21 protein-coding genes are annotated in these 21,609 nt (G+C 62.8%); 17 read left to right on the top strand and 4 right to left on the bottom strand.

What is annotated here, in order from left to right; all coding sequences use genetic code 11:
* Nucleotides 1–2 precede the first annotated feature (2 nt).
* From mscK to GFU70_RS02545, 3 genes are all read left to right on the top strand, one after another.
* Nucleotides 3–3,365, top strand: coding sequence for a mechanosensitive channel MscK (mscK, locus tag GFU70_RS02555; RefSeq protein ID WP_058545526.1), 3,363 nt, complete (start codon nt 3–5; stop codon nt 3,363–3,365).
* Nucleotides 3,366–3,402: 37 nt separating this feature from the next.
* Nucleotides 3,403–4,866 (top strand): protein adenylyltransferase SelO, encoded by a 1,464-nt coding sequence (gene selO / locus GFU70_RS02550; protein ID WP_058545533.1) that lies wholly within the window; start codon nt 3,403–3,405, stop codon nt 4,864–4,866.
* A gap of 467 nt (nt 4,867–5,333) precedes the next feature.
* Nucleotides 5,334–5,690 (top strand): DUF6124 family protein, encoded by a 357-nt coding sequence (locus GFU70_RS02545; RefSeq protein ID WP_153389142.1) that lies wholly within the window; start codon nt 5,334–5,336, stop codon nt 5,688–5,690.
* Nucleotides 5,691–5,985: 295 nt separating this feature from the next.
* Here GFU70_RS02545 and GFU70_RS02540 read toward each other — a convergent pair whose 3' ends face one another.
* The 3 genes from GFU70_RS02540 to GFU70_RS02530 all read right to left on the bottom strand — a co-directional run bounded on the left by GFU70_RS02540 (nt 5,986) and on the right by GFU70_RS02530 (nt 7,957).
* Nucleotides 5,986–6,390 (bottom strand): helix-turn-helix domain-containing protein, encoded by a 405-nt coding sequence (locus GFU70_RS02540; RefSeq protein ID WP_153387548.1) that lies wholly within the window; start codon nt 6,388–6,390, stop codon nt 5,986–5,988.
* 133 nt (nt 6,391–6,523) lie between these two features.
* Nucleotides 6,524–6,802, bottom strand: a complete 279-nt coding sequence (locus GFU70_RS02535; protein ID WP_058545528.1) for a hypothetical protein — start codon at nt 6,800–6,802, stop codon at nt 6,524–6,526.
* A gap of 249 nt (nt 6,803–7,051) precedes the next feature.
* Nucleotides 7,052–7,957 (bottom strand): LysR family transcriptional regulator, encoded by a 906-nt coding sequence (locus GFU70_RS02530; RefSeq protein WP_193034296.1) that lies wholly within the window; start codon nt 7,955–7,957, stop codon nt 7,052–7,054.
* 207 nt (nt 7,958–8,164) lie between these two features.
* On the opposite strand from GFU70_RS02530, the gene ycaC reads away from it, so the two are divergent.
* Both ycaC and trxC read left to right on the top strand, forming a co-directional pair.
* Nucleotides 8,165–8,791 carry an isochorismate family cysteine hydrolase YcaC gene (ycaC, locus tag GFU70_RS02525; protein ID WP_003197053.1) on the top strand — a complete coding sequence of 209 codons (627 nt, stop codon included), beginning with the start codon at nt 8,165–8,167 and terminating at the stop codon, nt 8,789–8,791.
* Between the two features lie 173 nt (nt 8,792–8,964).
* Nucleotides 8,965–9,387 carry a thioredoxin TrxC gene (trxC, locus tag GFU70_RS02520; RefSeq protein ID WP_058546359.1) on the top strand — a complete coding sequence of 141 codons (423 nt, stop codon included), beginning with the start codon at nt 8,965–8,967 and terminating at the stop codon, nt 9,385–9,387.
* 90 nt (nt 9,388–9,477) lie between these two features.
* On the opposite strand, the gene GFU70_RS02515 is transcribed toward trxC, so the two are convergent.
* Entirely contained in the window at nt 9,478–10,248 is a 771-nt protein-coding gene (locus tag GFU70_RS02515) for a ParA family protein (RefSeq protein ID WP_058543716.1), read from the bottom strand.
* Nucleotides 10,249–10,598: 350 nt separating this feature from the next.
* Here GFU70_RS02515 and GFU70_RS02510 point away from each other — a divergent pair, with 350 nt between their 5' ends.
* The 12 genes from GFU70_RS02510 (at nt 10,599) to GFU70_RS02455 (ending at nt 21,606) form a co-directional block, all read left to right on the top strand.
* Nucleotides 10,599–11,327, top strand: a complete 729-nt coding sequence (locus tag GFU70_RS02510; RefSeq protein WP_058543717.1) for a beta-ketoacyl synthase chain length factor — start codon at nt 10,599–10,601, stop codon at nt 11,325–11,327.
* Nucleotides 11,303–12,112: a lysophospholipid acyltransferase family protein gene (locus tag GFU70_RS02505; protein ID WP_058543718.1), complete on the top strand. Its 810-nt coding sequence runs from the start codon at nt 11,303–11,305 to the stop codon at nt 12,110–12,112. Before GFU70_RS02510 ends, GFU70_RS02505 begins: the two co-directional genes overlap by 25 nt.
* Entirely contained in the window at nt 12,093–12,350 is a 258-nt protein-coding gene (locus GFU70_RS02500; protein WP_058543719.1) for a phosphopantetheine-binding protein, read from the top strand. The genes GFU70_RS02505 and GFU70_RS02500 overlap by 20 nt, the downstream gene beginning before the upstream one ends.
* A gap of 9 nt (nt 12,351–12,359) precedes the next feature.
* Nucleotides 12,360–12,614: an acyl carrier protein gene (locus GFU70_RS02495; protein WP_058543720.1), complete on the top strand. Its 255-nt coding sequence runs from the start codon at nt 12,360–12,362 to the stop codon at nt 12,612–12,614.
* Nucleotides 12,611–13,156 carry a hypothetical protein gene (locus GFU70_RS02490; RefSeq protein WP_058543721.1) on the top strand — a complete coding sequence of 182 codons (546 nt, stop codon included), beginning with the start codon at nt 12,611–12,613 and terminating at the stop codon, nt 13,154–13,156. The genes GFU70_RS02495 and GFU70_RS02490 overlap by 4 nt, the downstream gene beginning before the upstream one ends.
* A complete protein-coding gene (locus tag GFU70_RS02485) occupies nt 13,153–14,832 on the top strand; it encodes an AMP-binding protein (RefSeq protein ID WP_064106956.1) in 1,680 nt (559 codons plus the stop codon). Before GFU70_RS02490 ends, GFU70_RS02485 begins: the two co-directional genes overlap by 4 nt.
* Nucleotides 14,833–15,056: 224 nt before the next feature.
* Nucleotides 15,057–15,791: a glycosyltransferase family 2 protein gene (locus tag GFU70_RS02480; protein ID WP_116643322.1), complete on the top strand. Its 735-nt coding sequence runs from the start codon at nt 15,057–15,059 to the stop codon at nt 15,789–15,791.
* A complete protein-coding gene (locus GFU70_RS02475) occupies nt 15,788–16,732 on the top strand; it encodes a glycosyl transferase (protein WP_064106957.1) in 945 nt (314 codons plus the stop codon). The genes GFU70_RS02480 and GFU70_RS02475 overlap by 4 nt, the downstream gene beginning before the upstream one ends.
* Nucleotides 16,713–18,257, top strand: a complete 1,545-nt coding sequence (locus tag GFU70_RS02470; protein WP_064106958.1) for an HAL/PAL/TAL family ammonia-lyase — start codon at nt 16,713–16,715, stop codon at nt 18,255–18,257. Before GFU70_RS02475 ends, GFU70_RS02470 begins: the two co-directional genes overlap by 20 nt.
* Nucleotides 18,250–18,675, top strand: a complete 426-nt coding sequence (locus tag GFU70_RS02465) for an acyl-CoA thioesterase (protein WP_058543758.1) — start codon at nt 18,250–18,252, stop codon at nt 18,673–18,675. The genes GFU70_RS02470 and GFU70_RS02465 overlap by 8 nt, the downstream gene beginning before the upstream one ends.
* Nucleotides 18,672–19,280: an outer membrane lipoprotein carrier protein LolA gene (locus tag GFU70_RS02460; RefSeq protein ID WP_058543757.1), complete on the top strand. Its 609-nt coding sequence runs from the start codon at nt 18,672–18,674 to the stop codon at nt 19,278–19,280. Before GFU70_RS02465 ends, GFU70_RS02460 begins: the two co-directional genes overlap by 4 nt.
* Nucleotides 19,264–21,606 carry an MMPL family transporter gene (locus tag GFU70_RS02455; RefSeq protein WP_153387547.1) on the top strand — a complete coding sequence of 781 codons (2,343 nt, stop codon included), beginning with the start codon at nt 19,264–19,266 and terminating at the stop codon, nt 21,604–21,606. Before GFU70_RS02460 ends, GFU70_RS02455 begins: the two co-directional genes overlap by 17 nt.
* Nucleotides 21,607–21,609 lie beyond the last annotated feature (3 nt).

Raw genomic sequence — 21,609 nt, 5'->3', positions numbered from 1 at the left:
CTATGCCTACCCTGCGCTCCTTTTTCGTCATCGCCCTGCTGGGCCTGAGTCTCTCTGTCTGCACCCTGCAAGCCGCTGACCTTCCCACCAGCGCTTCGGTGCAGGCCAGCCTGGACAAGATCGCCGACCGCAAACTGCCGGAAGCCGAGCAGAAAGCCCTGCAGGCGGTCTTGCAGAACACGTTGACCCAACTCAACAAAAAAGCCGAGTACGAACAGAAGCTGCAGGCGCTCAAACAGCAACTGGCCACTGCGCCCAAGCAGAACATCGAGAACCAGCGCGAACTGGCGCGGCTCAAGGGCACGGCGGTGGTACCGGTGGCGCAACGCTACGCCAACCTGCCGATTCCCCAGCTCGAGCAAATGCTCACGGATCGCTCCGCCCAGCAGGGCGACCTGCAAAAAGCCCTGGCCGAGGCCAACAGCCTGGTCATCACCGCCCAGACACGACCCGAGCGGGCCCAGGGGGAAATTTCCAACAGCCAGAGCCGCATCCAGCAGATCAACGCCACCCTCAAGGCCGGCAGGGACGCCGGCAAGACCTTGAGCGGCGAACAACGCGACCAGCTCAACGCCGAGCTGGCGGCACTCAATGCGCTGATCCCGTTGCGTCGCCAGGAACTGGCTGGCAACAGCCAGTTGCAAGATTTGGGCAATAGCCAGCACGACTTGCTGTCGGAAAAAATCGACCGCATGGAGCAGGAGATCCAGGAGCTGCAAAACCTGATCAACCAGAAGCGCCTGGCCCAGTCACAGGAGACGGTGACCCAGCAATCCATCGAAGCCCAGAAGGCCGGCGGCAGCAGCTTGCTGGCGACCGAAAGCGCGGCCAACCTGAAGCTCTCCGACTACCTGCTCAAAAGCACCGACCGCCTCAACGAAGTCACCCAGCAGAACCTGCAGACCAAGCAACTGCTGGACAGCGTCACCCAGACCGACGCCGCCCTGGACGAGCAGATCAGCGTGCTCAAGGGCAGCCTGCTGCTCTCCAAGATCCTCTACAAGCAACGCCAGAGCCTGCCGCGCCTGAAGCTGGACCAGAACCTGGCCGACCAGATCGCCGACATCCGCCTGTACCAGTTCGAAGTCAGCCAGCAGCGCGAGCTGTTGAATAATCCCAGCGCCTATGTCGACAGCCTGCTGGCCTCCCAGCCGTCGGAGCAAGCTACACCGCAGTTGCGCAAGACGCTGTTGGACCTGGCACTGACCCGCGTCGACCTGCTGGAACGCCTGAACCGCGAATTGAGTGCGGTACTCAACGAATCCATCACCTTGCAGCTCAACCAGAAACAACTGCTCAGCACCGCCCAGAACCTGCGAGAGACCCTCGAAGAGCAAATGTTCTGGATCCCCAGCAACAAACCGCTGGATTTCGACTGGATGCGCGGCGTGCCGATGCGCCTGGAGAAACAGGTTGACTCACTGCCCTGGGCCTCGAGCCTCAGCGAACTGGCCGACGGCCTGACTCAGCGGCCGCTGCTGTTCCTGCCCCTGGCATTGCTGATCGGTGCGCTGCTGTGGCGACGCAAGAACCTTTATGCCCGCTTGAACAAGGTTCACCAGGATGTCGGCCACTTCAAGCGCGACAGCCAGTGGCATACACCCCAGGCGATCCTGATCAATATCTTGCTGGCGATGCCGGTGGCCCTGGCGCTGGCCCTGTGCGGTTATGCCTTGCAGATCGACGCCCGCGGCCAGAACACCAACCTTGGCGCGGCGCTGCTGCAGATCGGGCAAGCCTGGCTGGTGTTCTATACCGCCTATCGGATCCTTTCCCCCGGTGGCGTGGCCGAGTTGCATTTCCGTTGGGAAAAACCCCAGGTGGAATTCCTCCAGGGCTGGATTCGTCGGCTCGGGCTGGTGGTATTGGCCTTGGTGGCGGTGGTGGCCGTGGCGGAACTGCAACCGTCGGCCTTGGCCGATGACGTGCTCGGCATGCCGGTGGTACTGACCTGCTATGCCTCGATGGCCTGGCTGCTCAGCCGCCTGCTCCTCAGCAGCCCGACCCACAAGAACACCTCGCTGTTTCGCAAGGCGGTCGGGGTGATGTTCACCGCCCTGCCGATCGCATTGTTCGTGGCGGTCTGCTTTGGCTACTACTACACCGCGCTGAAACTCAGCGACCGGCTGATCAATACCCTGTACCTGCTGATGTTCTGGCTGGTGATCGAGGCCACTTTCGTGCGTGGCCTGTCGGTCGCGGCACGGCGCCTGGCCTACCAGCGCGCCCTGGCCAAGCGCCAGGCGGCCAAGGAGGCCGGCGACGGCGAAGCGGTGATCGAAGAGCCAACGCTGGACATCGAAAAGGTCAACGAACAATCCCTGCGCCTGATTCGCCTGGCGTTGCTCGGCGGTTTCATCGCAGCGCTGTACTGGGTCTGGTCGGACCTGATCAGCGTGTTCTCCTACCTGGACAACATCACCCTCTATGAGTACACCAGCGGCAGCGGCGCCGCCACGAGCATGGTGCCTATCAGCATCGGCGACATGCTCGGCGCGCTGATCATCATCGGCATCACCTTCGCCCTGGCGCGCAACCTGCCGGGTCTGTTGGAAGTGTTCGTGCTGTCAAAGCTGAACCTGGCCCAGGGCAGTTCCTATGCCACCACCACGCTGCTGTCCTACGTGATCGCCGGCGTCGGTTTCGTCACCACCCTGTCCACCTTGGGCGTGAGCTGGGACAAACTGCAATGGCTGGTGGCCGCGCTGTCGGTGGGCCTGGGCTTCGGCATGCAGGAAATCTTCGCCAACTTCATCTCCGGCATCATGATCCTGTTCGAGCGTCCGGTGCGCATCGGCGACACCATCACCATTGGCAACCTGTCGGGCACGGTCAGCAAGATTCGCATTCGTGCCACCACCATCACCGACTTCGACCGCAAGGACATCATCGTCCCGAACAAGACGTTCATCACCGGGCAATTGATCAACTGGTCGCTGACCGATACCGTGACGCGGGTAACCCTTAAGGTAGGTGTCGACTACGGGTCGGACCTTGACCTGGTCAAGGAGCTGCTGCTCAAGGGAGCCCGGGAAAATCCACGGGTGCTGAAGGAGCCGGAACCACTGGTGTACTTCCTGAACTTCGGGGAAAGCACCCTGGACCATGAGCTGCGCATGCATGTGCGTGACCTGGGCGACCGCAACCCCGTACTGGACGAGATCAATCGGTTCATCAGCCGCGAATTCAAAAAGCACAACATCAGTATTGCGTTCCGGCAGGTGGAGGTCTCCTTGAAAAACGTTCAGGGCCTGGAATACAAACTGACGCCCGTCTTGCCGCAAGACAAGACGACGACGCCCGAGCCTCCCCTCGCGCCAGGGCCCAAGTCCTTGCCAGAGCCGCCGGCAGCCACCCTCGACTGATCGCGCAATGCCCGAGGGCATCGCGCCGGAGACGGCCATGAAAACGCTGGAAACCTTGATCTTCGATAACCGCTTTGCCCGCCTGGGCGACGGCCTATCGACCCACGTACTGCCCGAGCCCATCGACAATCCGCGGCTGGTGGTCGCCAGCCCGGCCGCCATGGCGCTGCTGGACCTGGACCCGGCGCAAGCCCAGGCACCACTGTTTGCCGAGATCTTTGGCGGCCACAAGCTGTGGGCCGAAACGGAGCCCCGAGCGATGGTGTATTCGGGGCATCAGTTTGGCCACTACAACCCGCAATTGGGCGACGGCCGCGGGTTGCTGCTGGGCGAGGTGTACAACGAGGCCGGCGAGCACTGGGACCTGCACCTCAAGGGCGCCGGCCAGACGCCGTTCTCACGGATGGGCGACGGGCGCGCGGTACTGCGTTCCTCGATCCGCGAATTCCTCGCCTCCGAAGCCCTGCACGCCCTGGGCATCCCCACCACCCGCGCCTTGTGCGTGATCGGCTCCGACACCCCAGTGTGGCGCGAAAAGCAGGAGCGCGCCGCCATGGTGCTGCGCCTGGCGCCCAGCCACGTGCGCTTCGGGCATTTCGAATATTTCTACTACACCAAGAAACCCGAGCTGCATGCGACCCTCGCCGAGCACGTATTGAACCTGCATTTCGCCGAGTGCCGTGAGCAGCCGGAACCGTACCTGGCGATGTTCCGTGAAATCGTCGAGCGCAACGCCGAGTTGATTGCCAAATGGCAGGCCTACGGTTTCTGTCACGGCGTGATGAACACCGACAACATGTCGATCCTGGGCATCACCTTCGACTTCGGGCCGTTCGCCTTCCTCGACGACTTCGACGCCAACTTCATCTGCAACCACTCCGATGACCAGGGTCGCTACTCCTTCAGCAACCAGGTCCCCATCGGCCAGTGGAACCTCAGCGCCCTGGCCCAGGCCCTGACGCCGTTCATCAGCGTCGAAGCCCTGCGTGAAACCCTCGGGCTGTACTTACCGCTGTACCAGGCCCACTACCTTGACCTGATGCGCCGCCGCCTCGGCTTGACCAGCGCCGAAGAGGATGACCAGAAACTGCTGGAGCGCTTGCTGCAATTGATGCAAAACAGCGGCGTCGACTACAGTCTGTTCTTCCGTCGACTGGGCGACCAAGCCCCCGAACAAGCCGTCGCCACCCTGCGCGATGACTTCGTCGACCTCAAGGGTTTCGATGCCTGGGGCGAACTGTATGTCGCCCGCGTCAACCGCGAAGGCCCCGTCGATCAAGACCAGCGCCGCGCTCGCATGCATGCGGTGAACCCACTGTATGTGCTGCGCAACTACCTGGCGCAGAAGGCCATCGACGCTGCCGAATCCGGTGACTACGACGAAGTCCGCCGCCTGCACACGGTGCTGAGCAAGCCATTCGAAGAACAACCGGGCATGGACAGCTACGCGCAACGTCCGCCGGAGTGGGGCAAGCATCTGGAGATCAGTTGCTCGTCGTAACCCTCCCTCGCCGTAGGTTCAGGGTTGTCTGGGAGAAAGTCATCGCGAGCAAGCTTGCTCGCGATGGCGATCTTCAGCTCATCACAGCCTCTGAGCCCAATGCTGAAGCCCGTAACCATCAGCGCGTTTATTTCGATGTAGGACCATTCAGGAGCAGGCTACGCAGTCTTGCGCCGTTGCCTACAACTGCGCCAGAATCCGCCGGCTTGTGCGCCTTGGGGTCGGGCTTTATCGTTTCCCCGTCGCTGACAAATCAGCGATCGGGTTTAGCGATCCGACTCTACACAGACGCAACAATGCCCAGTCTCGATTGCAGTCTTTTACGTCTGCAACTCGCTTAATGGTGGCTGTGCGTGGGAGACCTTCTGGTCTACCCGGGGTTTCTGTGACCCGGATCGCTAACCTGCGTACTGCCGCCACCTTTACTTGTTTAGCGATAGGTCGTGGTGGCTCAACCAATCACGGAGATTCACCATATTCAAAGCAACCCCAACCCGCCCGATACCGATCCAGCCAATAAAAACTCAAAAGAATTCGACGAAACTGCTGACCGCGTCCTCGATTACTACCTCAGCCCCAAACGCAGCAAACCCGAAGCCGATCCAAGCCAACTCTTCACCGTCGTCAACGGCGTCGACACCGAAACCCTGCTCGCCAACCTCAGCGAAAACCTAGCCTCGGCCAACGCCATGGTCAGCGATCTGGCATTCGACCTGAAAGGCTCCAGGCGACACATTGCCATGGGCGTTCAGCAGCTGATCGAACTGAGCGGCTTATTGGCGAACCGGGAACTGGACAACGTCGAGCCCCGCCGGTCGACATAGCGCATCCCCCTGCGGCGAGGGCTCTTGCTCCCGCTGGGCCGTAGAAGCTATGTAAGAGCTATGTAAGAGCTGTATAGGAGCTGTGTAGGAGCTGTGTAGGAGCTGTGTAGGAGCTGTCGAGTGCAACGAGGCTGCGATCTTTCCAAAGACACTTGAATCTCAAGCGAAAGATCAAAAGATCAAAAGATCAAAAGATCAAAAGATCGCAGCCTTCGGCAGCTCCTACGGAACCGAGCGGGCGAGCGAGCGGGCGGGCGGGCGCAAGCTTCCTCTTCACAATTGGCAATCCAAGCCATCAAATGAAGGTCTCAACCGATACGCCGAAGCGCTCCGCCAACCAGCGGATCTGCCTTAAATTGAACTGGCGCTTGCCGCTCAATATCTCCGACACCACCGACTGGGCACCTATACCCGGCAGATCGCTCTGGCTCAAACCGTGTTCGCGCATCAGATAACGAAGCGCCTCAACGCCGCTTGCCTTGGGCATCGGCCGGTGCTGATGATCCCAGGCCTCGATCCATTCACCGATGATATCCACCAGACTCATCAGCGGATGGGCTTCTTCTTCTTCGCCAACCAACTCCAACAATTCATCGAGCGCAGCGACCAACCGGTCGTAATCCTCTTCGCTCCTGGGCTTACGCAGCAGGGGCGACACAAACTCCCAATGGGCGGCGACTTGTTCAATCAGTGCGCTCATCTTTTTTCTCATCTCATTTTGCTATAGATGAGTTAAACACAGATTGGACTTATCGCAAATTGCGATAATCCTAGGAAGAAAGATGACAGTTTCTACGGCGAGGGCTGTCTGGGCGAAAGTCATCGCGGCCTGATCATCCAACCTTATCGTTCCCCTGCTCAGGCGTCTCGATTCCCGGCTCTGCCTCTTCAACCCGCTTCTCCTTGGGTTTAGCCGCTGGCTTTTCCTCGGGATAGCCGGGCATGCCACGGGCGTCTTCGGGGGTCAGTTCATCCCGTTCGTGGCGACGGTCGATAGCGTAGGACGGGGCGGCGTTGGGGTCTTCGTCGCGGCCAGCGGTGCCGAGCACGAAGCCGTCGTCGTTGGGGTTGACCGGTGCTTGGGGAGTGGCTGGGTCTTGAGAATGGCTCATGGGACCTCCTGAGGTTGCAAACAGGTACGTGGAGTCTTTTTGAGGCCTTGACACGTTCTCAGTGCGGCGCACCTGATGAATGGCAGCCTCGGATACCTTTGGCGAACCCCGGAGGAAGGTCGGTGAAAAGCCTGTGGGCGCTGAGCTTGCTCGCGATGAAGGCGCCTCGATCTATCGAAAGATCGCGTTATCGTTCATCGCGAGCAAGCTTGGCTCCCACAGAAGCAGGCTCACCCAAGTGGGCCTGCCCTACGCCATATCACTCTGGCTGAATTCCTCGGCCAGAAAGTCAATCAACGTACGCACCGACGGCAGCAACCCGCGCCGCGAGGCAAAGATCGCATGGACGATCCCGCACTTGGGCGTCCAGCCCGGGACCAGTTCCACCAGCCGGCCGGCCGCGATGTCCTCGCGCACCACCACGGTGGGCAGGTGGGCGATGCCGATGCCGGCCAACACGGCGTGACGCAAGGCCAGCAGGTCGTCGGTGACCATGCGCGGTGCATGGCGGATCAGCGCGCGGGTGCCGTCCGGACCGAACAATTCCCACTGGTATTCACGCTGTGCCGCGCCCCAATGCACGCTGGGCAAGCCGTTGAGGTCTGCCGGGGAGGCCGGTGAAGACAAGCGCTCCAGGAACGCCGGGCTGCCCACCAGGCACTGGGTGCTGTTGCTCAGCACTTTCATGACCATGTCGGTGTTTTCCAGCGGCGGAAAGCGCACCCGCAAGGCGATATCGAACCCTTCATGGATCAGGTCCACCCGGCGGTTGGTGCTCTCGATGAACAACTCCACCCGCGGGTACTTGAGCATGTAGCGGGTCAGCATCGGCCCGACCCAACTGTTGAGCAATGCCGTCGGGCAACTGATGCGCACCAGCCCCTGGGGCTCGGAGCGGTTGCGCTCGATCACTTCCGCCGCGCTCTCGGCTTCGACCCGCATCGCCAGGCAGCGCTGGTAATAGGCCTGACCGATCTCCGTCAACGTGCAGTGGCGGCTGGTGCGGTGGAGCAAGCGCACCCCGAGCCGCTCCTCCAACTGGGCGATACGCCGGCTGAGCTTGGATTTTGGCATGTCCAGCGCCCGGCCAGCAGCGGCGAACCCACGGTGCTCGACCACCTGGGTGAAGTAGTAAAGCGTGTTGAGGTCTTCGATGATCGTTCTCCAAATAGAACGCTAAGGCGGATTTTTGCAGTCTAGCGCATCAAAGGTGCCAGTTTTAATCTACACCCATCGAATCGCAACACGGATTGAAGCCGGGGCGCTTCGACCGGATGAGTCACCGATCAATCGCTGCACCGACATTAAAAACCTTAACCACGCCGAAACCTTCGGCAACCAAAACTTAATGAGGGCTACGCCATGACCACTTCCTACAACCGTCTCGACAAAGATAACGCCGCCGTCCTGCTGGTGGACCACCAAGCCGGCCTGCTGTCCCTGGTGCGCGACATCGACCCGGACCGTTTCAAGAACAACGTGCTGGCCCTGGCCGACCTGGCGAAGTACTTCCAACTGCCGACCATCCTCACCACCAGCTTCGAGACCGGCCCCAACGGCCCGCTGATGCCCGAGCTCAAGAGCTTGTTCCCGGACGCGCCGTACATCGCTCGCCCTGGCCAGATCAATGCCTGGGACAACGAAGATTTCGTCAAGGCGATCAAGGCCACCGGCAAGAAGCAATTGATCATCGCCGGCGTGGTCACTGAAGTGTGCGTAGCCTTCCCGGCACTGTCGGCCCTGGCCGAAGGCTTCGACGTGTTCGTGGTCACCGATGCGTCCGGCACGTTCAACGAACTGACCCGTCAATCGGCCTGGGACCGCATGTCATCCTCGGGTGCGCAACTGATGACCTGGTTCGGCCTGGCTTGCGAACTGCACCGCGACTGGCGCAACGACGTGGAAGGACTGGCGACCTTGTTCTCCAACCACATCCCGGACTACCGCAACCTGATGACCAGCTATAACACGCTGACCAACGCTAAATAACAGCCACACCGATATACCCTTGTGGGAGCGAGCTTGCTCGCGATGGCGGTCTGACAGTCAATGCAGTATTGACTGATACACCGCCATCGCGAGCAAGCCTGCTCCCACAAGCTTTTGTGGTGGTTTCTATATAGTGTTCAATCTGTGCCCATGACTTTCTGGAGACTGACCCAATGCTGATCCCCTGCCCCCATTGCAACGGGCTCAATCGCATACCCGCCGAACGCCTGGGCGACCAACCCAAGTGCGGGCGCTGCAAGGCCCAGGTGTTATCGAGCAAGCCGTTCGAACTCAAGCAAGGCGACTATGCCAGCCAGATCAAGGGTGACCTGCCGTTGCTGGTGGATGTGTGGGCCGACTGGTGTGGACCGTGCAAGTCCTTCGCGCCCGTGTTCGAACAAGCCGCCGCGCAACTGGCGGGCAAATGCCGGCTGGCCAAGCTCGACAGCGAGGCCAACCCGCAATTATCGGCGCAGTTGGGGATCCGCTCGATTCCCAGCCTGATCCTGTTCAAGGACGGTCGGGAAGTGGCGCGCCAGAGTGGGGCGTTGCCGTTGCCGCAGTTGATGGCTTGGTTGCGCAGCCAGGGGATTTGAAGCACAGCCTGGAAAGATCGCAGCCTTCGGCAGCTCCTACAGGGTTAGCGCTCATCCTGTAGGAGCTGCCGAAGGCTGCGATCTTTTGCTTCAAGCCTGCTCCAGCAACCCATGCAACTCCACGAACTGCTGGGTCAGCTTGTGCCGCGGGTCAAGGTGGATCAGCGGCAGGCTGGCCTGGTGGGATTCGCGCATGCGCACCGAACTGCTCAGGTACACCGGCAATACCGGCAAGCCTTCGGCGATCAGTTCGTCGAGAATCTGCTGCGGCAGGCTGGCCCGGGCCTGGAACTGGTTGACCACGATGCCTTCGACTTGCAGGCCTTCGTTATGGTCGTCCTTGAGCTCTTCGATTTCCGCCAGCAGACCATACAGCGCCTGTCGGGAGAAGCTGTCGCAGTCGAACGGGATCAGTACCCGATCGGCGGCGATCAATGCTGAAACCGCATAGAAATTCAGTGCTGGCGGGGTGTCCAGGTAAATCCGGTCGTAATCCTCCCCCAGCTCCTCGAGCAGTTTGCGCAGCTTGTTGATCTTGTGCTTGGCCTCAAGCTTTGGCTGCAGATCCGTCAGCTCCGCCGTGGCCGTGATCACGTGCAAGTTGTCGAACGGCGTTTCGTAGATATCCACCTTGTTCTTTTTCGAGAAAGGCCCGGACGACAGGGTCTGCTTGAAGAAGTCGGCAATGCCCATGGGAATGTCATCGCCGGTCAGGCCAGTCAGGTATTGAGTGGAGTTGGCCTGGGCATCCAGGTCCACCAACAGCGTACGATAGCCCTCGCTGGCGCTGACTGCCGCCAGATTGCAGGCGATGCTGGATTTGCCCACGCCACCTTTCTGATTGAACACCACACGCCGCATGTCAAAACCTCCGTGTATCAAAGATTCCCGAGTGTAGTAGTCCGCGGCACCGCTTAGCTACCTTCTGCGTAGAAGGACTACAGCAACAGTGGCTTTTCCAACGATTCAAGCGTCAATTCGCCCAGACCGTAACAGAAACAACCTACAGACAGGCTCGTGCTGATCACGACAATGGTCCAAGCCTGGTCTTAAGCGGACCAACTCGTACATTTCACTGGACAAAATGTAACCAGTATTTGCTACAAGCCAACCGCACCGGGATAATGCGCGCCACTTGTGTCGCAAGGCCATGCAGGGTTGGACGCGGGTCAAACCACTGAACCGTGACAATAAAAGCCCGCAGGGGTGGGATGAATTTTGTGATCAATTTCAATATCGCCCAATGGCGCGCATGGGCCCCTGGGCTCGAAAGCGTGGACGATTGGCAGGCGTGGAGCCGACAGCCGGTCGTATTGCCAGCCAGCGATGCCGCCCCTGACGTTTCGTTCCTGCCGGCCATGCAGCGCCGGCGCCTCAGCCGCCTGGCGCGGATGGCCTTCAGTGTCGGCTGGCCGCTGGCCGAGGGCCGGCCGGACCTACCGTTGGTCTTTATTTCCCGCCACGGCGAAACCCCGCGCACTTTCGAGATTCTCAAGGACCTGGCAGCCGACCAGCCTTTGTCGCCGACCCAATTCAGCCTGTCGGTGCACAACGCGGTGATTGGCCTGTGGTCGATCATGCGCGGCGAAACCAGCGAAATGACGGCCCTGGCCGCTACCGGCGATGGCTTGGAACACGGCGTGCTTGAGGCCGTCGCGCTGTTGAACGAAGGCTCGCCGGCGGTGTTGCTGGTGATCACCGAAGAACAACCGCCGCAGGTCTACGCACCGTGGGTCAATGACGTGCCGTTTCCCTATGCCATGGGCCTGCTGCTGACCCCGGGCGACGATTGGCAACTGGATCTGCGTACACAGGACGACCAATTACCTGGCAGCGACTGGCCCCATGCCCTGGATCTGTTGCGTACCCTGCTTGATAACGAAACCACCTGCCAACATGCCTGGAAGAATCGTGTATGGACCTGGCAACGCAACCGGTGAACGGTAAACCTCGCGACGCCTATTACTGGCGCCTGGTCGCGACGGCCGCAAGCTTCGCCCTGTTCGGGCTGGGTGGGCTGTGCCTGCGTTTGCTGGTGTTCCCGTTGCTGGCCTGGTGGCCCGGCGATGCCCAGGCCCACCGCCAGAGGGCCCGTCGCACGGTCGGACGGCTGTTCTGGTTCTTCATCCGGTTCATGGCCCGCACCGGGGTGCTCACCTACCAGATCGATGGCGCCGAACGGCTCGGGCGCCCCGGGCAGATGATCATTGCCAACCACCCGTCGCTGATCGACGTGGTGTTCCTGATCGGGCTGGTGCGCGACGCCAACTGCGTGGTCAAGCAAAGCCTCTGGGACAACCCCTTTACCCGTGGCCCACTGCGTTCGACCCAATACATCAGCAACGACGGCAGCATGGACATGCTCGATGCCGCCAGCGATGCCCTGCAAGAAGGCCAGACGCTGATCGTCTTCCCCGAAGGGACGCGTACCCAGCCAGGCCAGGTGCCGGCCTTTCATCGGGGGGCGGCGGCTATCGCCCTGCGAGGTGCGAAAATTCTCACACCCGTCACGATCAAGGTCTGCCCCACGACCCTGACCAAGGCTGAACCCTGGTATCGCATCCCCCGGCGTCGCGTGCACTTCAGTTTTCGCGTCGGGGCCGATATAGACCCACAGGCGTTCGCCGCGCTCGGCCCGCCACCCCAGGCTTCGCGCAGGCTCAACGATTTTTTGCATCACTATTACATCAAGGAGCTCGCCGAAGATGAGCGATCTGCACCGTGACATCAAACAGCTGATCATCGACGCCCTCGGCCTGGAGGACATTGGCATCGACGACATCGGCGACGACCAGACCCTGTTTGGCGAAGGCCTGGGCCTGGATTCGGTGGATGCCCTGGAGCTCGGCCTGGCGATTCAGAAACAGTACGGCATCAAGATAGACGCCGACGCCAAGGACACCCGTAACCATTTCAGCAATGTGGCAAGCCTTGCGGCCTTCGTCACTGCAAAACGCCCCTGAGACCGGATCATGCAAACTCGTGACGATATTTTCCACACCCTGCGCGATGCTCTGGTCGAGCTTTTCGAGCTGGACCCCAAGCGTGTGACGCTGGAATCGAACCTCTATCAGGACCTGGAAATCGACAGCATCGATGCGGTCGACCTGATCGACCATATCAAGCGTCAGACCGGCAAGAAAATCGCCGCCGAAGAATTCAAGTCGGTGCGCACCGTCAATGACGTGGTCGAGGCGGTCTATCGACTGGTCCAACCGGCCGCATGACCCGGCTGATTGGCCTCGGCCTGCTGCTGGCGGGCCTGCTCTACCCCTTTGCGGTGTATTTCGGCATGGAGCACTTCGCCCCGTGGCAGTTCGGGCTGTTGCTGGGAAGCCTGTGGCTGGCCCGGGCATTGCTTGGCAAGGGTGGGGCCGGCAGCCGCTGGATGGCGGCCACGGCAATCGTGTTTTGCATATTGCTCGCGCTGTTCGACAGCCCGCTCCTGCTGCGCTGGTATCCGGTGCTGATCAGCGCGTTCATGCTCGGGCTGTTCGTGCTGAGCCTGAAATACGGCCCGCCGATGATCGAGCGCCTGGCCCGCCTGCGTGAACCGCAGTTGCCGGCCAAGGCGGTGGTGTATACCCGCCAGGTCACGGTGGCCTGGAGTGTGTTTTTCCTGTGTAACGGTTTGCTCGCCGCCGCCCTGACCCTCTGGGCGCCGCTGAGTTGGTGGATGTTGTACACCGGCCTGATTTCCTACGGATTGATGGGGCTGCTGTTTGCCATTGAATGGCTCATACGACAACGGGTAAGAGGCCGCCCATGAATTGGATAACACTTGAGCAGATGCTGCTCAAGGCTCAGCCGGAACGCGCCGTTGCGGTCGATCCGGCGCTGAATCACTCGCAACTGCGGGACGCGGCGTTGCGCCTGGCGGCCGGCCTGCATGCCCGGGGCGTGCGGCATGTGGCAGTGCACCTGGAAGATGCCGCCGACCTGGCCGTCGCCCTGCTCGGAGCCTGGCGCGCCGGGGTCCGGGTCCTGCTTCCCGCCGACCTGCAAGCGCAGACACGCCAGCGCTGGACGGCGGACGTGGACCTGTGGCTGACCGACCAGCCCGGCGATACACACCCCGGCGACCTGCAACAGGCGCCGATGGACGCCGCCGAGCTGGACCTCGATCACTGCTGGCTGAGCCTGTGCACTTCCGGCTCCAGCGGCGAGCCCAAGCGCATCGAGAAAACCCTGCGCCAGTTGAGTAACGAGGTCCAGGCCCTGGAACACCTGTGGGGCGCCGACCTGGGCCCGGCCTGCATGATCGGCAGCGTTGCCACCCAGCACATCTACGGCCTGCTGTTCCGCGTGCTATGGCCGCTGTGCGCCGGGCGTACCTTCGTGCGGCGGCAATTGGCCTTCCCCGAAGACCTGCAACGCGCCAGCCGCGAACAGCCGGACTTCGCCTGGGTCGCCAGCCCGGCGCTGCTCAAGCGCATGGGCGACAACCTCGATTGGCCGGCCTTGAGCTGCGTGCGCCGGGTGTTCTCCTCTGGCGGCGCCTTGCCGGCCGAGGCTGCGCAAAGCTTGCAGCGGCGCCTGGAGCAATGGCCGACGGAAATTTTCGGCAGTTCGGAAACCGGCGGCATCGCCTGGCGCCAGGGAGGCGGATTGTGGGAACCCTTTGCCGACGTCAAGCTGAGCCAGGACAGCGACGGCGCCCTGCTGATCGCCTCGCCCTATCTGCCGACCGGGCATGTGGAACACACCGCCGACGCGGCGCGAATCGCCGAAGATGGCCGCTTTGAACTGCTCGGGCGACTGGACCGTATCGTCAAGCTCGAAGAAAAACGTATCTCCCTGCCGATGCTGGAACAAGCGCTGGTGACCCACGACTGGGTCAGCGAAGCGCGGCTGGGGGTGGTGCAAGAGAATCGCGCCTCCCTCGGCGCGCTGTTGGTGCTGAGCGACGCCGGCCTGCTTGCCTTGCGCAACCAGGGCCGACGCGCCGTCACCGAAGGCCTGCGCCGGCACCTGAGCGAACATTGCGAAACCCTCGCCCTGCCGCGGCGCTGGCGCTGGTTGCGGCAGTTGCCGCTCAACGCCCAGGGCAAGCTGCCCCAGGCCGAGGTCGAGGCGCTGCTGATGGCGCCGCGCCCCAAGGCCCCTGAGGTATTGGAGCACGTCGAAACCGACGGTGAGTGGAGCCTGCAATTGGTCGTGCCGCCAGACCTGGCGTACTTCAGCGGCCACTTCCCCACCGCGCCGGTACTGCCGGGCGTGGTGCAGGTCGACTGGGCCTTGAGCCTGGGCCGGCAACTGCTGGACCTGCCGCCCCGGTTCGTCGGCATGGAAGTGCTGAAATTCCAGCAACTGGTGCGCCCCGGCGATGAAATCCAACTGCACCTGCGCTTCGACCGCGAGCGCGGCAAGCTGTACTTCGCCTACCGCAATGACACGGCGGCCTGCTCCAGTGGGCGGATTGTGTTGGGGGAAAACAATGCCTAGGCACCTGCACGTATCACTGTGGCGAGGGAGCTTGCTCCCGCTGGGCTGCGTAGGAGCTGTCGAGTGCAACGAGGCTGCGATCTTGTCCCTATCAATTGAGTCCAAAGCGAAAGATCAAAAGATCGTCCGAACGCGGCACCGAGCCTCCGGCAGCTCCTACGGCGGGAGCAAGCTCCCTCGCCACAGGGAAGCGCTGCACAGTGGATTTGTGGAGGGCAGAAAATATGCATAACCCCTGCGCCGTCATCCCGGTCTACAACCACGAAACCGCCATCTCGGCCGTGGTCCAGGCGTTGCTCGCCAACGGCCTGCCCTGCGTGCTGGTGGATGACGCCAGCAGCCCGGCGTGCGCCGCCGTGCTGGAACGGTTGGCCGAGAGCGATCAGGTTCATCTGGTCAGGCTGGCCGTCAACCAGGGCAAGGGCGGCGCGGTAATGACCGGCCTGCGCGAGGCTTCGCGCCTGGGTTTCAGCCACGCCTTGCAGGTGGACGCCGACGGGCAGCACGATCTTGGCGACGTGAAAGCCTTCATCGAACAATCCCGTGCCCACCCGGACGCAGTGATTTGTGGTTATCCACGCTACGACGCCAGCGTGCCGAAAGGTCGCCTGTACGCGCGCTACCTGACCCACGTCATGGTCTGGATCAACAGCCTGTCCCTGCAAATCCGCGATTCCATGTGCGGCTTTCGGGTCTATCCCCTGGCACCGACCCTGGCGCTGATCGACTCGGCCAATATCGGCAAGCGCATGGATTTCGATTCGGACATCCTCGTGCGCCTGGCCTGGCGCAATCAGCCGATGCACTGGCTGCACACGCGGGTCCATTACCCTCAGGACGGGGTCTCGCACTTTCGCCTGTTCCACGACAACGTGCTAATTTCCAGCATGCACACCCGGTTGTTCTTCGGCATGCTCGTGCGTTCCCCCCTGATTCTCTGGCGACGGTGGCGGGCATGAGCCTTCAGGAAGACAAGCAACATTGGGCCGACCGCCAGGAGCGCGGCAGTTTCTGGCTGATGAAACTCACTGCGGTCGCCGCCAAGGTGCTCGGTCGACGCTTGCTGACCCCGGTGCTGTACGGCATCGTCCTGTACTTCTTCATTTTCGGTCGCAGTGCCCGCCAGGCGGCCTGGCAATATCAGCAGCGCCTGGCCGACTGGAGCGCACGTCCCGAGCTGCGCCCGACCCGTTGGCGGGTATTCGGCCAGTTCATGGCCTTTGCCGATTCCCTGCTGGACAAGCTCGACGTCTGGAACGGCAAGCTGAGCATCGACCAGATCGAAATCGTCGACACGGCCCTGTTGCGCAATCATCTGCGCGATGCCCGCGGACAAATGCTGGTGGGGGCGCATCTGGGCAACCTGGAAATGTGCCGGGCCCTGGCCGAGCTGGGCGAGAAAGTCACCATGAACGTGCTGGTGCACACCAAGCACGCCGAGCAGTTCAACCGCTTGCTGGGCGAAGCCGGTGCCACGCACCTGCGGCTGATCCAGGTCAGCGAGCTGGACCCGGTGATCATGTTGCAGTTGAGCGAACGCCTGGAGCGCGGCGAGTGGCTGGCAATTGCCGGCGACCGCGTACCGCTGCACGGCGGGCGCAGCGTGACCGTGGACTTCATGGGCCACCCGGCCGCCTTTCCCCAGGGCCCCTGGCTGCTGGCCGGCCTGCTGAAATGCCCGGTCAACCTGTTGATGTGCCTCAAGCACGAGGGGCGCTATCGCGTCACCCTCGAACCCTTCGCCGATGCCGTGGTGTGGAAACGCAACGACCGCGAGCAAGTGATCGCCCACTGGGCCGGCCGCTACGCCGAGTGCCTGGCGCAATACTGCCTCCAGGCCCCCCAACAGTGGTTCAACTTTTACCCTTTCTGGAAGACCGATGACGATGCCCACTCCTGAGCCGGTAACCTTCGGCGAACGCCCCTTGCGCATCGAAGATGTGCTGGCCCTGGCCAACCACCAGGCACCGACCCGGTTGCAGCATGACCCGGCGTTCCGCCAACGCATTGCCAAGGGTGCGCAATTCCTCGATTCCCTGCTGGACAAGGAAGGCGTGATCTACGGCGTGACCACCGGTTACGGCGACTCCTGCGTGGTGGCCGTGCCGTTGCACCACGTCGAGGCCCTGCCGCGTCACCTGTACACGTTCCACGGCTGCGGCCTGGGCAAGCTGCTCGACGCCCAGGCCACCCGTGCGGTGCTGGCGGCGCGTTTGCAGTCGCTGTGCCACGGCGTGTCGGGGGTGCGGGTGGAACTGCTGGAACGCCTCCAGGCCTTTCTCGAACACGACATCCTGCCGCTGATCCCAGAGGAAGGTTCGGTGGGCGCCAGCGGCGACCTGACACCGCTGTCCTACGTCGCCGCCACGCTGTCCGGCGAACGGGAAGTGATGTTCCGTGGCGAACGGCGGTTGGCCGCTGATGTGCATCGCGAACTGGGCTGGACTCCGCTGGTGCTGCGACCCAAGGAGGCCCTGGCGCTGATGAACGGCACCGCCGTGATGACCGGCCTGGCCTGCCTGGCCTTCGCCCGCGCCGACTACCTGCTGCAACTGGCAACCCGCATCACCGCGCTGAACGTCGTCGCCCTGCAAGGCAACCCGGAACACTTCGACGAACGCCTGTTCGCCGCCAAGCCACACCCGGGGCAGATGCAAGTCGCCGCGTGGCTGCGCAAGGACCTGGCGATCGACGCCCCAACCGCGCCGCTGCATCGCCTGCAAGACCGCTATTCCCTGCGCTGCGCGCCCCATGTACTTGGGGTATTGGCCGACAGCCTGGGCTGGCTGCGCGCGTTCATCGAAACCGAACTCAACAGCGCCAACGACAACCCGATCATCGACGCCGAAGCCGAGCGCGTGCTCCACGGCGGGCATTTCTACGGCGGGCACATCGCCTTCGCCATGGACAGCCTGAAAAACCTGGTGGCCAACGTCGCCGACTTGCTGGATCGCCAGCTCGCACTGCTGGTGGACGAGCGCTACAACCATGGCCTGCCAAGCAACCTGTCCGGCGCCAGCGCCGAGCGGGCGATGCTCAACCATGGCTTCAAGGCCGTGCAGATCGGCACCAGTGCCTGGACCGCCGAAGCCCTGAAGAACACCATGCCGGCCAGCGTGTTCTCGCGTTCCACCGAGTGCCACAACCAGGACAAGGTGAGCATGGGCACCATCGCCGCCCGGGACGCGATCCGCGTGCTGGAGCTGACCGAACAAGTTGCCGCCGCCACCTTGCTGGCCGCCAACCAGGGCGTGTGGCTGCGCAGCCGTGCCGAAGACGCGCGCCCACTGCCGCCGGCCCTGGCCGCCATGCACCAGCAACTGACCGAGGATTTCCCCCCTGTGATCGAAGACCGCGCCCTGGAAGGCGAACTGCGCCTGTGCCTGCAACGCATCGCCGAGCAACACTGGAGGCTGCATGCGTAACCAAGGTGTCTTGCACGTCGACACGCAGATCGTGGTGCCGTTTTTCGATGTCGATTCGATGAACGTGGTCTGGCACGGCCACTACGTCAAATACCTGGAAGTGGCCCGCTGCGCCTTGCTCGACCTGATTGGCCACAACTACAACGACATGCTCGAATCCGGCCACGCATGGCCGATCATCGACCTGCAACTGCGCTACGTGCGCAGCGCCGTGTTCGGCCAGGCCCTGACCGTACGCGCCAGCCTGGTGGAGTGGGAAAACCGGCTGAAGATCAACTACCTGATCAGCGACGCGGCTACCGGTGACCGCTTGACCCGTGCCAGTTCCGTGCAAGTGGCCGTGGACCTCGCCAGTCGCGAAATGCTGCTGGCCTCGCCCCGGGTGTTTGTCGAAGCCGTGGAAAGGAAACTGCCATGAAGCGCCTGTCTGCCCGGCTGTTGCTGTGCTGCCTGTTGCTAAGCTGCCTGGCGCCCCTGGCCCAGGCGTTCGACTTGCAACAGCTGAGCGACCAACTGGCCCGCCCGGAGGTGATCCACGGGCAGTTCATCCAGGAAAAACACCTGCGCGCCCTGCCCCAGCCCCTCACCAGCAAGGGGCGCTTCGTGCTGGCGAAAAACCACGGCCTGCTGTGGCTGCTGCAAACCCCGCTGCAACAGGATTACCGCATCACCCCTCAAGGCATCGCCCGACGAGACGGTAGCACCTGGCAGATGCTGCCGAACAAGAGCGCCGGCGCCGAGCAGAACCGATTGTTCCTGGCAGTGTTGCAGGGTGACAGCACAGGCCTGCAGCGGGATTTCGAACTGAGCCTGTCGGGCGAGCCGCAACGATGGAAGCTCACCCTGACCCCGCGCTCGGTGCTGCTCAAACAGGTTTTCAATCAAATCAACATCGACGGCGGCGAACTGGTGCAGCGCATCGAACTGCTGGAAACCCAGGGCGACAGCACCGTGCTGCGCATGCAGGACGCTACCGGCGCGCAACCTTTGAGCGAAGCGGAGCAACATGATTTTGCCGAGTGAGCGGATGCTGCCCCGGCTGTTCCTGATCCTGCTGCTGGCGGTGCTCGCGCTCGCCGGTTGGCAATGGCGCAACGGCGCGCCGCTGTCGGTCAACCTCATGGAGCTGGTGCCGGGCACATCCCCCGATGCCCTGGAGCTGGTCGCCGAACAACGCATGCAGGAGCCGCTCAATCGCGAGGTGCTGGTGCTGGTCGGCCACGCTGATCGCCAGCAAGCCATCGCCCTGGCGCAAACCCTGGGCGAGCAGTGGCAGGCCAGCGGCCTGTTCGACAAGGTCCAGTGGACGTTGCAGACCGACTTGCCAGCGCTGCGCAGGCAATTGCTCAACGGGCGATTGGCGATGCTCTCGGCGGCGGACCGACAGCAACTGATCGAGCAGCCCGAGGCATTCATCCAACAGCGCGTGCAGGCACTGTTCGATCCGTTCAGCGGTTTCAGCCTGGTGCCGAGCCAGGACGACTGGCTCGGCCTGACCGGGCGCATCCAGAACAGCCAGCCGCAACGCGGCGCGATAAAATTCGACATCGGCAGCGGTGCGTTGGTCGCCGATGCCGACGGTAAAAGCTGGGTGATGCTGCGGGCCCGCGCCCAGGGCAACGCCTTCGACATGAACCTGCCATTGCAAGTGGCCCAACTGCTGCAACGCAGCCGCGACCAGGCGGGCCAGGCCCAAGGGCAACTGCTGGCGGCCAGCGGCCTGCTGTACGCCGCCAGCGGCCAGCAACAGGCCTCGCGGGAAATCACCTGGGTCGGCGGTGGCGCGACCGTCGGCATCTTGCTGCTGCTGTTGCTGGCCTTCCGACGCCTGCGCGTGTGGCTGGCGTTCGTGCCGGTGCTGGTGGGCGTGCTGTTTGGCGCGGTGGCCTGCGTGGCCATGTTCGGGCGCATGCATGTGATGACGCTGGTACTGGGCTCCAGCCTGATCGGCGTCGCGGTGGACTACCCGCTGCATTACCTGTCCAAGAGCTGGAGCCTCAAGCCGTGGCGTAGCTGGCCGGCCTTGCGCCTGACCCTGCCGGGGCTGAGCCTGAGCCTGGTGACCACCTGCATCGGTTACCTGGCCCTGGCCTGGACGCCCTTCCCGGCCCTGACCCAGATCGCGATATTTTCCGCCGCCGGTCTGCTCGGCGCCTACCTGACCGCGGTCTGCCTGCTGCCGGCGCTGCTCAAGGGCGCAGAGCTGCGTCCGGCCCAATGGCCGCTCCAGGTCTGCCAATACCTGCTCAAGGCTCGCGAAGCCCTGCTGAAACGGGTACGCACGCCGGTCCTGCTGATGTTGCTGCTGACGTTCTGCGCAGGCGGCCTCTGGCACCTGACCACCAAAAACGACATCCGCCAGTGGATCGGCACGCCCCAGCACCTCACCGACGAAGCCCGCGACGTCGCGCGCATCACCGGTTTCCAGCCCACCAGTCAGTTCTTCCTGATCCGCGCCGACGACCAATCCCAACTGCTGGAGCGCCAGACCGCCCTCAACGAGCGGCTGGATCAGTTGATCGGCCTGGAAAAACTCCAGGGCTACCTGTCGCTGAACCAACTGGTCAGCCCGCCCGCCGAACAGCAGAAAGTGCGTGAGGCCCTGGCCCGCTTGCCAGCCTTCTGGCAACCGCTGCTGGACCTGGGCGTCCCGGTCGCTGCGTTGCAAGCGGAGCTGGCGCAATTACAGGCCCTGCCGGTGACCGACATTGACGCCGCCCTGGCAGGTCCCTTGGCCGAGCCATATCGCACACTCTGGCTCGGATCAACAGCGCCAGGCGTCGCGGCGGTGGTCAGCCTGCAAGGTTTGAACGATGCGGCGCTGCTGCGGGTACAGGCGGCAGATTTGCCGGGTGTCCAACTGGTGGATCGCCTGGGCGACCTCAACCGGGTCTTCGCCGCCACGCAGGTCAGCGCCGCCGAGTTGAAACTGGCTTCCTGCGTACTGATTGTGCTGGTACTGATCTGGCCGTTTGGCGTCGGCGGCGCCTTGCGCATCGTGGCATTGCCGCTGCTGGCCGCGCTGTGCAGCCTGGCGAGCCTCGGCTGGCTGGGGCAGCCACTGACCTTGTTCAGCCTGTTCGGCCTGTTGCTGGTGACAGCCATCGGCGTCGACTACGCGATCCTGATGCGCGAGCAGATCGGCGGCGCGGCGGTGAGCCTGCTGGGCACATTGCTGGCGGCAATCACCACCTGGCTGTCGTTCGGCCTGCTGGCGTTGTCCAGCACACCGGCGGTGAGTAATTTCGGCCTGGCGGTAAGCCTGGGGCTGGCCTTCAGCTTCATGCTGGCGCCGTGGGCCGGACGTCGGGAACACCCCACACCCGCTCAAGGACAAGACCTACGATGACTA

Source organism: Pseudomonas brassicacearum (genome assembly GCF_009601685.2).
Lineage (GTDB): Bacteria > Pseudomonadota > Gammaproteobacteria > Pseudomonadales > Pseudomonadaceae > Aquipseudomonas > Aquipseudomonas kilonensis_B.
Note: the sequence above shows the minus strand (reverse complement) of the source record. Positions and strands in the feature narration are given on the sequence as shown.

Bases quoted from the DNA above. Each gene is read 5' to 3' on its own strand.
- GFU70_RS02465 (WP_058543758.1), top strand. From the start codon at position 18,250: ATGCGTAACCAAGGTGTCTTGCACGTCGACACGCAGATCGTGGTGCCG.
- GFU70_RS02470 (WP_064106958.1), top strand. From the start codon at position 16,713: ATGACGATGCCCACTCCTGAGCCGGTAACCTTCGGCGAACGCCCCTTG.
- GFU70_RS02540 (WP_153387548.1), bottom strand. From the start codon at position 6,390: ATGAGCGCACTGATTGAACAAGTCGCCGCCCATTGGGAGTTTGTGTCG.
- trxC (WP_058546359.1), top strand. From the start codon at position 8,965: ATGCTGATCCCCTGCCCCCATTGCAACGGGCTCAATCGCATACCCGCC.
- GFU70_RS02480 (WP_116643322.1), top strand. From the start codon at position 15,057: ATGCATAACCCCTGCGCCGTCATCCCGGTCTACAACCACGAAACCGCC.
- selO (WP_058545533.1), top strand. From the start codon at position 3,403: ATGAAAACGCTGGAAACCTTGATCTTCGATAACCGCTTTGCCCGCCTG.
- GFU70_RS02455 (WP_153387547.1), top strand. From the start codon at position 19,264: ATGATTTTGCCGAGTGAGCGGATGCTGCCCCGGCTGTTCCTGATCCTG.
- GFU70_RS02510 (WP_058543717.1), top strand. From the start codon at position 10,599: ATGAATTTTGTGATCAATTTCAATATCGCCCAATGGCGCGCATGGGCC.
- GFU70_RS02460 (WP_058543757.1), top strand. From the start codon at position 18,672: ATGAAGCGCCTGTCTGCCCGGCTGTTGCTGTGCTGCCTGTTGCTAAGC.
- GFU70_RS02485 (WP_064106956.1), top strand. From the start codon at position 13,153: ATGAATTGGATAACACTTGAGCAGATGCTGCTCAAGGCTCAGCCGGAA.
- GFU70_RS02495 (WP_058543720.1), top strand. From the start codon at position 12,360: ATGCAAACTCGTGACGATATTTTCCACACCCTGCGCGATGCTCTGGTC.
- mscK (WP_058545526.1), top strand. From the start codon at position 3: ATGCCTACCCTGCGCTCCTTTTTCGTCATCGCCCTGCTGGGCCTGAGT.
- GFU70_RS02475 (WP_064106957.1), top strand. From the start codon at position 15,788: ATGAGCCTTCAGGAAGACAAGCAACATTGGGCCGACCGCCAGGAGCGC.
- GFU70_RS02535 (WP_058545528.1), bottom strand. From the start codon at position 6,802: ATGAGCCATTCTCAAGACCCAGCCACTCCCCAAGCACCGGTCAACCCC.
- GFU70_RS02515 (WP_058543716.1), bottom strand. From the start codon at position 10,248: ATGCGGCGTGTGGTGTTCAATCAGAAAGGTGGCGTGGGCAAATCCAGC.
- ycaC (WP_003197053.1), top strand. From the start codon at position 8,165: ATGACCACTTCCTACAACCGTCTCGACAAAGATAACGCCGCCGTCCTG.
- GFU70_RS02505 (WP_058543718.1), top strand. From the start codon at position 11,303: ATGGACCTGGCAACGCAACCGGTGAACGGTAAACCTCGCGACGCCTAT.
- GFU70_RS02490 (WP_058543721.1), top strand. From the start codon at position 12,611: ATGACCCGGCTGATTGGCCTCGGCCTGCTGCTGGCGGGCCTGCTCTAC.
- GFU70_RS02500 (WP_058543719.1), top strand. From the start codon at position 12,093: ATGAGCGATCTGCACCGTGACATCAAACAGCTGATCATCGACGCCCTC.